The sequence below is a fragment of the Pseudovibrio sp. W74 genome, from assembly GCF_001623085.1.
Lineage (GTDB): Bacteria > Pseudomonadota > Alphaproteobacteria > Rhizobiales > Stappiaceae > Pseudovibrio.
In genome coordinates, this window is record NZ_LMCJ01000064.1 from 94,558 (window position 1) to 107,983 (window position 13,426).

Consider the following 13,426-nt stretch of genomic DNA (forward strand, 5'->3'; position numbering starts at 1 on the left):
ACCCAGACAAAGTGGTTGGCCTTGCTGCCTCTCCGGCGCTGCCCTACACACTGGAGGTGATCAAAGGCGTCTGGATCGCCATGTCTAACGGTTATGTGAGCGTGACAGGAGACCCTTCTATTGATGCACTGCTGAGCCGTGGTGGCATGGGCAATATGCTGACGACCATTTGGTTGATCATGACAGCTTTGGCGTTTGGTGGGGTAGTTGAGAAAGCCGGTATTCTGGACCGGATTATCGGCCCGATCCTGCACGCAGCTAAAACCACTGGTGCGCTGGTGTTGTCGCTGGTTTCAACCGCAATCGCGACTAACATTTTGGCGGCAGACCAGTACATTGCGATTGTTATTCCGGGCAGGATGTACCGCAAGTCTTTCCGTCAACGCCGATTGCGACCTGAGGTTCTGTCCCGTGCGGTTGGGGATAGCGCAACAGTGACCTCCGCTCTCATTCCATGGAACAGCTGTGGCGCTTATATGGCGGCTACACTTGGTGTTCCAACGCTGGCTTTTGCTGGATTTGCCTTCTTCAACATTGTCAGCCCCCTCCTGACAATTCTGTTTGCCGTGATGGGATGGAGAATGTTGACGATGACAGATCACAAGCCTGAGCGTATTGTGCTGCCGGATGATGAGCAAGAAGCCTGATTAGTGAGAAATGCAGCACCGCCATGGAGAATTTTAGCTGGCACCAGATGCAAGAAGACGACCTGCACGAGATCGACCAGATCATGCAGCAGACCTATCCGCATTTGCCGGAGGATATCGACTGTATTCGGGAACGTGTGCGACTGTTTCCTCATGGCTGTCAGGTGCTGCGACAAAACGATAGAGACGCCATCCTCGGCTACATCATCTCTCATCCATGGGAAAATCGTAGTATCCCGCCGCTTTCCAGCTTACTGGGCTCCCTGCCCTTCAAGGCCGAAGTCTATTATATTCACGACATAGCCCTGCTGCCGGAGTCACAAGGCATTGGCGCAGCCCGAGATGTTCTTGAGCAACTGAGTCAGGTGGCGCGTAGTCTGTACATCAACACGTTTGCGCTGGTTGCTCTGGGCACCGCCAATGAGTTCTGGCGGGCACGTGGCTTTCGAACAGTGCACGAACAACTGCTCAAGGATAAACTCAGAGCATATGGAGCGAATGCACACTACATGCAGCGTGGTGTCGACTAGAACGGCCTGTCTTTGACCTGCTCCATACAAACGAATGTAGATGTCTGCGCTACATAAGGCATTTCAGAGAGTTTTTCTCCCAGTACGCGGCGATAACTTCCGATATCCTTGGTTCGCACTTTCAGCAGATAATCAAATCCGCTTGCAATCATGTGGCATTCTTCGATCTCCGGGATTTCCCGCGCAGCTGCGTTGAAAGCTTCCAGTGAGCGTGAGCGCGTGTCGTTAAGTTTGACCTGTACAAACGCGATATGACCAGCACCTAACTTGGTGTGATCGACTTCTGCCCGATAGCCAAGAATGTATCCCGCATCCTCCAGTTTCTTCATGCGAATTTGGCAAGGCGTTTTAGAAAGGCCTACCTTTTTCGCAAGGTCAGTGACAGTGATGCGCCCGTATTTTTGCAGTTCTTCTACAATCTTACGATCAAAATCGTCCAATTTCTCCATGATATGCCATTTTATTATTCATAACGACCATTTCGACTGAATATCAAAGTCGAATAGTCTTTACCATCAAAAAATACAGGAAACATCCCTATGGGTATTTTGCTAATGTCAGCTCAACAATAGGTATTTAACAGTAGGGAGCACGGCATGGGATCAGAGGCTACGCCGGAGATCATCCGCAACAAAATCAGAGATAACTACCTTCCTGACGAAAATCAGGTGGTTCAGGAGCTCATTTCATCCCTGCAAATGGATGAGGCTGCGCGTAAGCGGGCATCTGACAAGGCGGCAGATTTGATCTCAGATTTGCGGGCGAACACCTCTCCAACAATCATGGAGAGTTTTCTCGGCGAATACGGCCTCTCAACTCAGGAAGGCATTGCGCTGATGTGCCTTGCGGAAGCTTTGCTTCGCGTGCCTGATGCCCAGACAATTGATGCGTTGATTGCGGATAAGATTACTCCAAGTGCCTGGGGAGAGCACCTGGGTCAGTCTTCTTCCACACTGATCAACGCGTCCACATGGGCGCTGCTGCTGACTGGTAAGGTTCTGGCGCAAGATGATCAGGGGCTCGTTGGCACCATTCGCGGTGTTGTGAAGCGCCTTGGTGAGCCTGTGGTTCGTACTGCTGTTGCGCAAGCGATGAAAGAATTGGGTCGCCAGTTCGTTCTTGGCCGTACCATCCGCGAAGCCATGCGTAATGCACGCGCTGAAGAAGGCAACGGCTTCACCTACTCCTACGACATGCTTGGCGAAGCTGCCCGGACCGAAGCTGATGCAAAGCGCTATCATCTGTCCTACTCCAAAGCGATTACCGCGCTTTCCAGCAATTGCACGAAAGCAAGCATTCGCGAAAACCCAGGCATTTCAGTCAAGCTTTCTGCTCTGCACCCACGCTATGAGTTTGCCAAGCGCGAACGTGTGATGAAAGAGCTGGTTCCTCGCACCCTCTCCCTTATCATGCTGGCGAAGTCCTCCAATATGGGCTTCAACATTGATGCAGAAGAAGCGGATCGCCTCGACATTTCCCTTGATGTGATTGAAGCGTTGCTGGCGGATCCTGCAACTGAGGGCTGGGACGGTTTCGGTATTGTTGTACAGGCGTTTGGACCACGTGCAACTCACGTGATCGACTGGCTCTATGCGGTTGCTGAGAAGTATGATCGCAAGATCATGGTGCGTCTGGTGAAAGGTGCTTACTGGGACAGCGAGATCAAGCGTGCGCAGACCCTTGGTATTGATGGCTATCCGGTCTTCACCCGTAAGGTATCCACTGACATCTCCTATACCGCTTGTGCTGAAAAACTGCTGGGAATGACGGATCGCATCTATCCGCAGTTCGCAACTCATAATGCGCACAGTGTTGCAACCATTCTGGAACTGGGAAAAAATCTTCCGCTAAGCTCCTACGAGTTTCAGCGCCTGCATGGCATGGGCGAAGCGCTTCACGAGCGCACCATGAAGAAACACGGCTCCAACTGCCGCATCTACGCTCCGGTTGGTGCACACAAAGATCTGCTGGCTTATTTGGTTCGCCGCCTGCTGGAAAATGGCGCGAACAGTTCCTTCGTTCACCAGATCCGCGATGAAAACGTGACTCCAGAGGCGATTGCACAGGATCCGCTGGCGCATATCGAGAAGTATGGCGAGCATGTTGCCAACTCCAAGATCCCTCTCCCACCAGCGCTTTACGGTGCGGGACGTAAAAACGCAAAGGGCTGGGACCTGAGTGATACACGCCAGGAAGCTGAGTATGTTGAGAACCTGAAATCCTTCTCAGCAACCAAGTGGAACGGCCATCCTGTTATTGCAGCTTCCGTCAAGAACGCTGAAGCGGTGAGCGTGAAAAACCCTGCGGATCTGCGGGATGTTGTTGGTAATGTGGCAACCGCGACGCCTGAGCAGATTGAAGCGGCTTTGACTACCGCACATAACGGCTGCGCTGAGTGGGCAGACAAAAGTGCTGAAGACCGTGCTGTCATCCTTCGCAAAGCGGCAGACCTGTTTGAAGAGAATGCTCCTGAAATCTTTGCTCTGCTCACCCGTGAAGCTGGCAAGACCTACATGGATGCCATCAACGAACTGCGTGAAGCGGTTGACTTTGCACGCTACTACGCGAACGAAGCGATCCGTCTTGATGAGCGTGATGGTAAAGGCGGCCTTCGTGGTCCAATCACCTGTATCTCTCCCTGGAACTTCCCGCTTGCGATTTTCTCAGGTCAGATTTTTGCAGCTCTGGCAGCTGGCAACCCAGTGCTTGCCAAGCCTGCGCCACAGACACCACTGATCGCAACGTTTGCTGTTGGCCTGATGCACAAGGCTGGCATTCCTGTCGAGACTCTGCAATTGCTGCCAGGTGCTGGTGAAGTTGGTGCTGCGTTGACATCTGACAGCCGTGTGTCTGGTGTTTGCTTTACCGGGTCCACCGGAACTGCTCAGCACATCAACCGTGCTATGGCAAAAGCGCTTGCTCCATCTGCACCGCTGATCGCGGAAACAGGTGGCCTTAACGCTATGATCGTGGATTCCACGGCTCTGCCTGAGCAGGCTGTTCGCGATGTTATTGCTTCCAGCTTCCAAAGTGCGGGTCAGCGTTGTTCTGCGCTACGTATGCTGTACGTTCAGGAAGATATCTTTGAAGATTTCAAAGCGATGCTTCTGGGTGCCATGAGTGAGTTGGAACTGGGTGACCCATCAGCCCTATCGACAGATGTCGGTCCGGTGATTGATGCAGCTGCGCAGAAGAAGATTGCTGCACACTGTGAGAAGTGGGCTGAAAAAGGTCGCGTTATCAAACAGATGAAGGCACCAACCAAAGGCCACTTCATTGCTCCGACACTGATCAAGCTGGACGGCATTGAAGAGCTTGACGAAGAAATCTTTGGGCCTGTTCTGCACATTGCAACCTTCAAAGCAGAAGAGATCGACCAGACGATTGACGCGATCAATACAAAAGAGTTCGGTCTGACATTTGGTCTGCATACCCGTGTGGATAGCCGTGTTCAGCACATTGTGGAGCGCGTGAAGGTGGGCAACCTTTATGTGAACCGAAACCAGATTGGCGCGATTGTTGGATCTCAGCCATTTGGTGGTGAAGGTCTGTCTGGTACTGGCCCGAAAGCAGGTGGTCCTCACTATGTGGCCCGTTTCCGTCTTGCAGACACATCAGCGGCGACCAGTGTGGAGCTGAGCAAAACCGTCTCCGCCGAGGATATCTTTAAAGCGCGAGGGGCATTACGCACCAGCACTTGGGAAGGTAATTTCGGTCGCTTCACCGAGCTGGCAACCCTGTTTGAGAAGGAAACAGGTCTGCTGAACCGTGTTGCGGCTGATCACGCACACAACATGCCTGGACCAACCGGTGAATCCAACCGCCTTTATGCTGCGCCACGTGGCACCGTACTCTGCCTGGGCCCGGATACAGAAAGCCTGAAGCATCAGGTGGTTCTCGCTCTGGCAGCTGGCAACGGGGTGATTGCTGTTGGACAAGACGCTGAGAAGCTGGCTGTGAAGCTGCGCACTCTTTCCGCTCCAATCGTCGCATTGGAAGGCAATCTGGCCGTTGGTGCTCTGAAAGAGCTTCAAGGTGTTGATGCCATTGCAGCGAACCACAGCGAGCAAGAGCTGAAAGAAATGAAAGCTGAGCTTGCTGAGCGTGAAGGTGCTTTGATGCAGCTGATTATGGAGCGTAACCAGCCTGAGCGCTATCAACTGGAACGTCACCTCTGCATTGACACAACAGCGTCTGGTGGCAACGCGAGCCTGCTGGCTGCGACAGAAGACTAAGCTGTTCTTAAACAACAAAAAAGCCGCCTCAAACTGAGGCGGCTTTTTTTTCGTTTTGAACCATTATCAATGACTATGACGCGGCAGGCCTTTTTGCGCGATGCGCTGGTATTTAACGGCTGGTTTCAACACCATGCCTTCATCAAACTGATCGACGATACCGCGCTGGATTTCCTGCCACGGCGTTTGATGCTCAGGGAATTCATAGCCACCGCTTTCCGCCAGTTCCTGCTTTCGCTTCGCCAGCTCCTCCTCAGAGATCAGCACATTCGCTTCCCCCTTGTTCAGATCAAGGCGAACAATATCTCCGTTACGCAACAAAGCGAGACCACCCATGACGGCGGCTTCCGGGGAAGCGTTGAGGATAGAGGGAGAGCCGGAGGTGCCTGACTGGCGCCCATCACCGATACATGGCAGTGCATCAATGCCTTGCTTCAAGAGCTCATCCGGCGGCTGCATGTTGACAACCTCAGCACCACCCGGGTAACCGATCGGGCCAGTTCCGCGAATGACGAGGATTGTGTTGGCGTCAATGCCAAGAGCCTCATTGTTGATGTTGTGGTGGTACTCTTCAGGGCCATCAAACACCACAACTTTACCCTCAAAAGCATCCAAATCATCTGGATTAGACAGATAACGCTCTCTGAAATCCTTTGAAATCACAGAGGTTTTCATGATTGCGGATTTGAAAAGATTGCCTTTGAGGTTGAGGAACCCGGCGTCTTTCATCATCGGCTTATCATAGGGGTAGATCACATCGTAGTCGGCGACTGTGCTCTCGCCGTAGATTTCACCTGTGGTCTTTCCTGAAACAGTGACAGCATCTTTATGGATGTGGTCGTGTTTCATCAGCTCTGAGAAGATGCCCGGTATACCGCCTGCACGATGGAACTCTTCTGAAAGGTAAGCCCCAGCCGGTTGAACGTTGGCAAGCAGTGGGATTTTATGGCCTAGGTTCTGCCAATCATCGTTGTGCAGCTCAACGCCGATATGTCGTGCAATAGCGTTGATATGTATTGGGGCGTTGGTTGAGCCACCAATAGCTGAGTTCACGGCAATTGCGTTTTCAAAGGCTTCGCGTGTGAGAATATCTGACGGCTTTTGATCTTCATGCACCATCTGCACGATGCGCTTGCCGGTCTCAAATGAGATCTGACCGCGTTCGCGATATGGCGCGGGGATAGAGGCGCAACCTGGCAGGCTCATGCCCAGAGCTTCTGCAAGCGAGTTCATGGTTGAGGCAGTGCCCATGGTGTTGCAGTAGCCGACGGATGGCGCAGAGTCTGCGGCCATTTCCATGAACTCTTTGTAGTCGATCTCTCCGGTCGCCAACATCTTGCGGGCTTTCCAGATAACCGTACCGGAACCAACACGCTCCCCCTTGTGATAGCCATTGAGCATAGGCCCAACAGTCAGGCAGATGGCGGGAATGTTGACGGTTGCGGCGGCCATGAGCAGCGCTGGCGTGGTCTTGTCACAGCCGATGGTCAAAACAACACCATCGAGCGGATAACCGTAGAGCGTTTCGACAAGCCCGAGATAAGCAAGGTTGCGATCAAGCGCTGCGGTTGGGCGTTTGCCGGTTTCCTGAATAGGATGAACAGGAAACTCGAAGCAGATGCCGCCCATTTCGCGGATGCCTTCGCGCACGCGTTCTGCCAGCACCAGATGATGGCGGTTGCACGGGGATAAATCGGACCCCGTCTGGGCAATACCGATAATCGGTCGGCCTGACTGAAGCTCTTCACGCGTAATGCCGTAATTCAGGTAGCGCTCCAGATACAGTGCGGTCATGCCCGGATCGTCTGGCGAGTCAAACCACTCTTGTGAGCGGAGTTTTGTTTTTGGAGCTTCAGTCATAGCTCTTCAGTTCCTTCCCGAACCAGAGCAACCCCTGCTGGAGGCAGCTCCAATCCATCCAATTCCGCTGCATCAGCAAGACGCAGCGCTTTCAAATTCATCTTATTTTTCGAATAGTTATAGTAGAAAGTGCCGACAGATGTTTTGCTTCTTCTCAATCCGCTCGGCAATTCCACCTTATCAATTTTTGCAGGCTTGAAGACCTCGCCTAAAATGGCGCTCATGAGTGTTGGGTCGGCCCAGGCGGAGACGTAGTAGATATTGTTTTCGCCCATGAAGATCGGTTGGCCGCTCTCGTCTTCGAACAGGATTGGTAAGCTGGTGGTGACCTCTTCTTGCCAGACGTAGGCTTTGCCGCGTTCCTGATCTGCCAGATCTGAGACTGGTGTCGCGAACTTTATCGGGCTGGTGCTGATGCGCAGAACCTCAACGCCTTCAAAGGGTTCAGGAAGATGAAGGGTCTTTTGAGAGATCTGGTAGTTCTTGTCTTTCTGAGCCAAACGAGGACCACCGAGGACGACACCGCCGAACTCGATGTAGGCTTTGAGGTTTTCTGAGAGTTCGTCGCTCATTGCATAAAGGGCGGGGACAATGACCAGCTTGTAGGGGGATAAGTCCTGAGAGGCTGGTCTGATGACTTCTACATCGACGCCCTTTTGTCTCAGCGCACGGTAGTAGGAGAGGACAAGACGGAAGTAGCTAAAGTCTTGACCCTGCTGCTGAGTTTCGTGTGCCCAGTGACTTTCATAGTCAACAATGAGTGCAACAGGAGCTTCTGACGGGGTGAACGCGCCCAGCTCCTCAATTTCGCGGGCAACCTGAGCGGCTTCGACATACGCCTGCGCAGGCTTATTATCGGTCTGCTTGAGCCCTGCATGCATTTGCTCCTGTGCGAATGGGGCCTGTCGCCAGCGGAAATAGCTTGTGGTTTCAGCACCATGGGCGAAAGCTTCCCAGCTCCACAGACGCACCATTCCTTTCAGTGGGATCGGGTTATACGGTGCCCAATTCACGGGGCCGGGTTGCAGCTCCATGATCCAGAGGCGGCCATGACCCGCTTGTCTGTAAAGGTCGTGGTGGAAGGCCTGATAATCGGGATCGCCTTGCTGGAAATAGTCTTCCCAGTAGCCATCAGGTGTGCCCAGCGGGTTCTCCATCTGGTATTGGCTATGGAACCCAATGGGATAGCAATCCCAGCTGGAGATATCGAGCTGGTCACCGACCTTGTAGTGGTCGAAGGAAAACGTGTTGCCCATGAAGTTATGGAGGATTGCGCGGCCCGGAGAGAGCTTGCGCAGGATATCGACTTGCTCTCCGTTGAACTCAGCGACTTGATCTGATGAAAACCGTTTGAAATCAAGCCTATGAGACGGGTTACTCTCTGTCACCGTCAGGTTTGGCAGATCGACCTGCTCAAAGCTGTTGTATTCCATTGACCAGAACACGTTGCCCCAAGCCTCGTTCAAGGCTTTGATATTGCCGTACTTTTGCGCCAGCCAGAGTTGGAAGGCCTTGTGGGCGGAGCCAGACCAAGAGCGGACAGTCTCATGACAGCCGTACTCATTATCGGTTTGCCAAGCTGCGACAGAGGGGTGATTACCGTATCGCTCAGCGAGGATTTCTGTGATCCGGCGGGATTCCCAGCGGTAGCCTTCGTGGGAGAAGCAGTAGTGGCGGCGGCTGCCGAATTTTCGGGGGTGACCGTTCTCGTCAACGGCGAGCATGTCCGGGTGTTTATCCACCATCCAGCGCGGCGGGGTGGCGGTTGGGGTGCACATCACGATCTGGAGCCCCGCACTTGCGAGAGTCTCAATTGCGCTGTCCAGCCAATCCCATGAGAAACGCCCAGGTTCAGGCTCAATGCGCGACCAGGCAAACTCAGCGATGCGCACATAGGTAATGCCCAGCTCGGCCATTTCTTTGGCATCTTGCTGCCATAAGTCCTCTGACCAATGTTCTGGGTAGTAACAGATACCTAAGTGTTTCTTATCGCTCATGAGATCACATTTGTAGTTCGGGGTCCGGCAGACCTGGAGTATCAATAGGGACTGCAAAAACCGATCCAGCGAGAGGCTCTTTCGCCAATTGCTCCTCACTCAGGTTTTCGCGAGCCGTGGTAATGAACAGCGTTTTGTAGTCGGCCCCACCAAACGCAGGACAAGATGCCTGACTTGCGTCAATCTCAATAATGCGATCCACCATTCCATCAGGTTTATAGCGAACGACTCTGTATCCGCCCCATTGAGCGTTCCAGAGATATCCCTCAGCATCAACCACGGAACCGTCGGGGCCAAATCCTGTCCCGGAGATATCAGCAAATATCTCCGCGGGCCCTTCTGGCAGGCCAGTTTGCGCATTTAGTGACCATTTGATGATCTGAGATGTCACCGTGTCTGAAAAGTACGCAGTGTCCCCATCTGGCGAGAAACAAAGGGAATTCGGGATTGTGATGTCGCCCGCAACCTTCGCTAATTCCCCCTTGAAAAAACGATAAAGACTGCCTGCGCCTTTTTCTGCTTTGCGGCCCATGGAGGAAATCCAGAATCCACCGGTACGATCGGTGCGGGCGTCGTTGGAGCGGGTGATGGGGTTTTGGTCCTCGACAGGGAGGATAAGGTTGCGGGTGTGCGTTCCCGGAGACCAGCGATACAGACCTGTTGCAGAGGATAACATGAAGTCATCGCTGCTTGGGATCTGCGCAAAGGCGGAGACCGGCTCATCGAACTTCCATGTTTCAATAGGACCGGTTATGCCCTTTTTCAGCACCAAATGATTGTTGATGTCCACCCAAAACAGCGCGTCATGGCGGGCGCTCCAAAGAGGGCCCTCCCCTAAACTGCATTCTGTTTTGGCGAAAACATAGGGCTCGCTCATGCGCTCTCTCCGAGTTTGAGCGCATCGTATGCTGCAACCATTTCTTTTGCGTTTTCAGAAACCTGCGCGGCAGTGTGCCCCGGCTTATACAGGTTGCTTGCCATGCCGAAGCCCTGACAGCCAGCTTCCACATATTGCGCAAACTCCGCAGGGCCGACACCGCCAACGGCATACACAAGGGTCTCTTTTGGCAAAACTGCACGCACTGCCTGAATGCCTTTTACTCCCACCTGAAAGGCCGGGAAGATCTTGAGTGCATCGGCCCCTGCCTTCAGCGCGGCAAAGCATTCTGATGGGGTGAGAACTCCCGGATAAGAGGCCATGCCTTCAGCCTTGGTGGTGCGGATAACGTCTTCATCGTAGTTGGGAGAGACAATGAAGGTTCCGCCTGCTGCGCGAACCTGTTTGACTTGCTCTGCGGTGAGAACTGTCCCCGCGCCGATGGCAGATAACTTGCCGAACTTGTCTTGCGCCATGGTGATAGACTTGAGTGCCTCTGGCGAATTGAGTGGCACCTCGATCTGTGAAAATCCTGCTTCTATAAGCACTTCCACAATATCCAAAATCTCAGCAGGCTTTACTCCACGGAGGATAGCCATGAGGTTGCGCTCTGGTGTTTGTTTAACTGTTGTCATTGAGTGCCCCTTGCCTGACGGCGGAAAGTCCTTTGAGCGCTGCTTTGTCTGCATCATGCACGATCGGCGTTAAGCCGAGATGTTGCAGGGCGAGCGCGTAATTTTGAGCGAGTTTGCTGCCACCGACGAGGTGGACTTGCTTGGGTGGGTTGTCCCCGCACTTTGCGAGCATGTCGAGAAGCTCTGTTCCGATAACAAGTGCGGAAAGTTTGGAAGCGCCTGCCTGTGTGCTGGTATTGTTGAGCAGTTGTCCGGCGCGCAGACCAAACAGGTTGCCGAGCAGTGTAGCTTCCTGATTTTTCAGCTGATCCAGCGTGGAGAGGAAGACATCCCTGTCCAGCTCTGCCTGCGTATCCAGTGAATGACGCAGGATGGATTGTTTGGCGATCAGCGCGAATAACTCACCACTCAGAAAGGTAGAGGTGCGCGTCACTGTCCCCTCTTCCATCTCCACCCATTTGCTGTGGGTGCCGGGCAGGCAGAAGACGCCGGACTTGTCGGATAACTCATCCAGAATACCGAGCAGGAGTGTCTCTTCACCGCGCATAACATCCGGATGCTGCTCTGATTTTTGGCAGAGACCGGGCACTATGAACGGTTGGATGCGAGCATTACTTGTTTTGGGTGCAACCAGATGCTGGTGCAGTTCTGTCAGCTTGGTTGGCACAGGCACATATTCCGCCTCTTGCCAGCCCTGACGGCTGCCAGCCATGCCGCAAATGAACACTTGCGTTGGTTTTGCGTTGCTGTGTAACCAGTCTCCGATCAGACCCAGCAAAACACCTTCAAATTCAGAAGGTTGCAGTGTTCCCGCACCTTGCGTTGATTTTGCGTTGTTTTGCGTTACACCGTTTTCGTCAATCAGCCATGCGCGAAGACTGGAGGTCCCCCAGTCCACGGCGACCCAGCTGCTTGCCTTTGTGATCTGACGGAGGTCGTTATTTGGCGATGCCATATGGTTCACTTATGCCCCCTGTTCCCTTTTATGTTTATTATTAGCTTTAGGCACTTCATAAGCGCCTTCGGCATTGATGGATTTTGAGAAGCAGGATTGCTTGGGACATTCCTGTTTCCGGTATTCTGTCAGCCCTTGGTCGCCCCCAGCGTTAGCCCTGCAATGAAGTGCTTTTGCATGAGGAAGAACATGATGACCGGCGGCATGGCTGCAACGACGGACCCGGCTGATACCAGATGCCATTGAGCAACCCATTGGCCATTGAGCGAAATGATGCCACCTGTGACTGGCATGGCGTGTGTGCCCTGCACCAGAACGGTGGCCCAGAAGAAATCGTTCCAGATGAAGGTGAAGATGAGCACCGACAAAGCCGCGATGGCAGGCCGCATGAGTGGTAGCACCACGAACCAGAAGATACGCAGTTCCGAGACGCCTTCCACACGGGCGGCTTCGATCAGTTCACTCGGCAGTGCCTTGATGAAGTTGCGCATGAAGAGCGTACAAAAGCCCGTCTGAAAGGCCACGTGAAAGAGCACCAGACCTGTCACCGTGTCGTAAAGGCCCATCTTGAGCGTGAGATCACGAACCGGCACCATAAGGATCTGAAAGGGTACGAAGTTGCCAGCCACGAACATGAAGAACAGCCAGAGATTGGTTTTAAACTTGTAGGTCGCCAGCGCGTATCCGGTCAGGCATGACAAAGCTATGGCACCAATCACGGTAGGAATGGTGACCTTGAACGAGTTCATGATGAACAGGCCCATGGGCGTGTTTTGGAAAACGGTCAGGTAGTTGCCCAGCTCAAACGAGGATGGCACGCCGAAGTAGTTGCCCATGGCAAGGTCTGAGCCCGGGCGGATGGAGGTGACCATGACGCCGATCAGCGGCAAGAGCCAGACCACTAAGGAGATTGGCAGGGCCACCTTGTAGGCGACACGGGTTGGTGCGGATGCATTTGCAACGGGAGTTGGAAACATCTTAGTAGCCCTCCCTCTCATCTTTGAGCATACGCACAATGAAGAGCGTGATGAACACCATCATGATGGCGAAGAGCACAACAGCGATGGAGGCGCCGTAACCCATGCGGAAGCCATATTCAGACAGTGCTTGCTCGTACATGTAATAGGAGAGCACACGACTGGACCCATACGGGCCGCCGCTGGTCATGATGGAGACCAGATCAAACGAGCGTAGCGCGCCGATGATTGTGACGACAACTGCGATGAAGGTGGCTGGGCGCAGCTGCGGAATGATGACATACCAGAGCATCTTCCAGCCTTTTGCCCCATCCAGCCGCGCCGCTTCAATCTGGTCTGGCGAGACGTTGTTGAGGCCCGTCAGGTACAGTATCATGCAATATGCGATCTGCGGCCAAAGGCCAGCAACAATGATGCCATAGGTGACAAAGCGCTCATCAGCAAGGATGGCAATGCCTTCCACGCCCATAAACTCCAGCAGCTTGGTGAACAAACCGAAGTTGGGGGCATAAAACCACGAGAAGATGAGGCCGACAACAATCTGACTGATGACAAACGGGAAGAAAAACAGAGACTTATAGATACGGATGCCCGTCACAGTCTGATTGAGGAAAATCGCAATCAGCAGTCCGGCAGGCACCGCCAGCATGTACAGCACGAGCCACAACACGTTGTTGTACAGCGCGGTGTAAAACGCCTCGTCATCTATAAGC

The 13,426-nt window shown here is 53.3% G+C and carries 11 protein-coding genes; 3 read left to right on the top strand and 8 right to left on the bottom strand.

The genetic code is table 11. The features are described 5' to 3' along the window. Both PsW74_RS29550 and PsW74_RS27495 read left to right on the top strand, forming a co-directional pair. Positions 1 to 647, top strand: a 647-nt coding sequence (locus PsW74_RS29550; protein WP_275506036.1) for a Na+/H+ antiporter NhaC family protein, incomplete at its 5' end; no start/stop codon positions are given. 23 nt (positions 648 to 670) lie between these two features. Next, complete coding sequence (locus PsW74_RS27495) at positions 671 to 1,177, top strand: GNAT family N-acetyltransferase (RefSeq protein ID WP_063286924.1); 507 nt, start codon at positions 671 to 673, stop codon at positions 1,175 to 1,177. On the opposite strand, the gene PsW74_RS27500 is transcribed toward PsW74_RS27495, so the two are convergent. Further along, positions 1,174 to 1,626: an Lrp/AsnC ligand binding domain-containing protein gene (locus PsW74_RS27500; protein WP_063286923.1), complete on the bottom strand. Its 453-nt coding sequence runs from the start codon at positions 1,624 to 1,626 to the stop codon at positions 1,174 to 1,176. The genes PsW74_RS27495 and PsW74_RS27500 overlap by 4 nt on opposite strands. Before the next feature lie 147 nt (positions 1,627 to 1,773). Between PsW74_RS27500 and putA the strand changes: the two genes are divergently transcribed. Further along, positions 1,774 to 5,412, top strand: a complete 3,639-nt coding sequence (gene putA, locus PsW74_RS27505; RefSeq protein WP_063286922.1) for a bifunctional proline dehydrogenase/L-glutamate gamma-semialdehyde dehydrogenase PutA — start codon at positions 1,774 to 1,776, stop codon at positions 5,410 to 5,412. Positions 5,413 to 5,478: 66 nt separating this feature from the next. Here the strand turns inward: putA and PsW74_RS27510 are convergent, their stop codons facing one another. From PsW74_RS27510 to PsW74_RS27540, 7 genes are all read right to left on the bottom strand, one after another. After that, positions 5,479 to 7,272: an IlvD/Edd family dehydratase gene (locus tag PsW74_RS27510; RefSeq protein ID WP_063286921.1), complete on the bottom strand. Its 1,794-nt coding sequence runs from the start codon at positions 7,270 to 7,272 to the stop codon at positions 5,479 to 5,481. Further along, complete coding sequence (locus tag PsW74_RS27515) at positions 7,269 to 9,269, bottom strand: beta-galactosidase (RefSeq protein ID WP_063286920.1); 2,001 nt, start codon at positions 9,267 to 9,269, stop codon at positions 7,269 to 7,271. The genes PsW74_RS27510 and PsW74_RS27515 overlap by 4 nt, the downstream gene beginning before the upstream one ends. Positions 9,270 to 9,273: 4 nt before the next feature. After that, on the bottom strand, positions 9,274 to 10,146 hold the full coding sequence (locus tag PsW74_RS27520; RefSeq protein WP_063286919.1) for an SMP-30/gluconolactonase/LRE family protein: 873 nt from the start codon (positions 10,144 to 10,146) through the stop codon (positions 9,274 to 9,276). After that, a complete protein-coding gene (locus PsW74_RS27525; protein WP_063286918.1) occupies positions 10,143 to 10,781 on the bottom strand; it encodes a 2-dehydro-3-deoxy-6-phosphogalactonate aldolase in 639 nt (212 codons plus the stop codon). Before PsW74_RS27525 ends, PsW74_RS27520 begins: the two co-directional genes overlap by 4 nt. Continuing rightward, entirely contained in the window at positions 10,768 to 11,736 is a 969-nt protein-coding gene (locus PsW74_RS27530; protein WP_063286917.1) for a 2-dehydro-3-deoxygalactonokinase, read from the bottom strand. Before PsW74_RS27530 ends, PsW74_RS27525 begins: the two co-directional genes overlap by 14 nt. 128 nt (positions 11,737 to 11,864) lie before the next feature. Continuing rightward, positions 11,865 to 12,713 carry a carbohydrate ABC transporter permease gene (locus PsW74_RS27535; RefSeq protein ID WP_063286916.1) on the bottom strand — a complete coding sequence of 283 codons (849 nt, stop codon included), beginning with the start codon at positions 12,711 to 12,713 and terminating at the stop codon, positions 11,865 to 11,867. Between the two features lies 1 nt (position 12,714). After that, positions 12,715 to 13,426, bottom strand: a 712-nt coding sequence (locus tag PsW74_RS27540) for a sugar ABC transporter permease (RefSeq protein ID WP_244277909.1), incomplete at its 5' end; no start/stop codon positions are given.

Coding starts and splice junctions, on each gene's coding strand:
- PsW74_RS27515 (WP_063286920.1), bottom strand. CDS start 9,269: ATGAGCGATAAGAAACACTTAGGTATCTGTTACTACCCAGAACATTGG.
- PsW74_RS27530 (WP_063286917.1), bottom strand. CDS start 11,736: ATGGCATCGCCAAATAACGACCTCCGTCAGATCACAAAGGCAAGCAGC.
- PsW74_RS27495 (WP_063286924.1), top strand. CDS start 671: ATGGAGAATTTTAGCTGGCACCAGATGCAAGAAGACGACCTGCACGAG.
- PsW74_RS27500 (WP_063286923.1), bottom strand. CDS start 1,626: ATGGAGAAATTGGACGATTTTGATCGTAAGATTGTAGAAGAACTGCAA.
- PsW74_RS27510 (WP_063286921.1), bottom strand. CDS start 7,272: ATGACTGAAGCTCCAAAAACAAAACTCCGCTCACAAGAGTGGTTTGAC.
- PsW74_RS27535 (WP_063286916.1), bottom strand. CDS start 12,713: ATGTTTCCAACTCCCGTTGCAAATGCATCCGCACCAACCCGTGTCGCC.
- putA (WP_063286922.1), top strand. CDS start 1,774: ATGGGATCAGAGGCTACGCCGGAGATCATCCGCAACAAAATCAGAGAT.
- PsW74_RS27525 (WP_063286918.1), bottom strand. CDS start 10,781: ATGACAACAGTTAAACAAACACCAGAGCGCAACCTCATGGCTATCCTC.
- PsW74_RS27520 (WP_063286919.1), bottom strand. CDS start 10,146: ATGAGCGAGCCCTATGTTTTCGCCAAAACAGAATGCAGTTTAGGGGAG.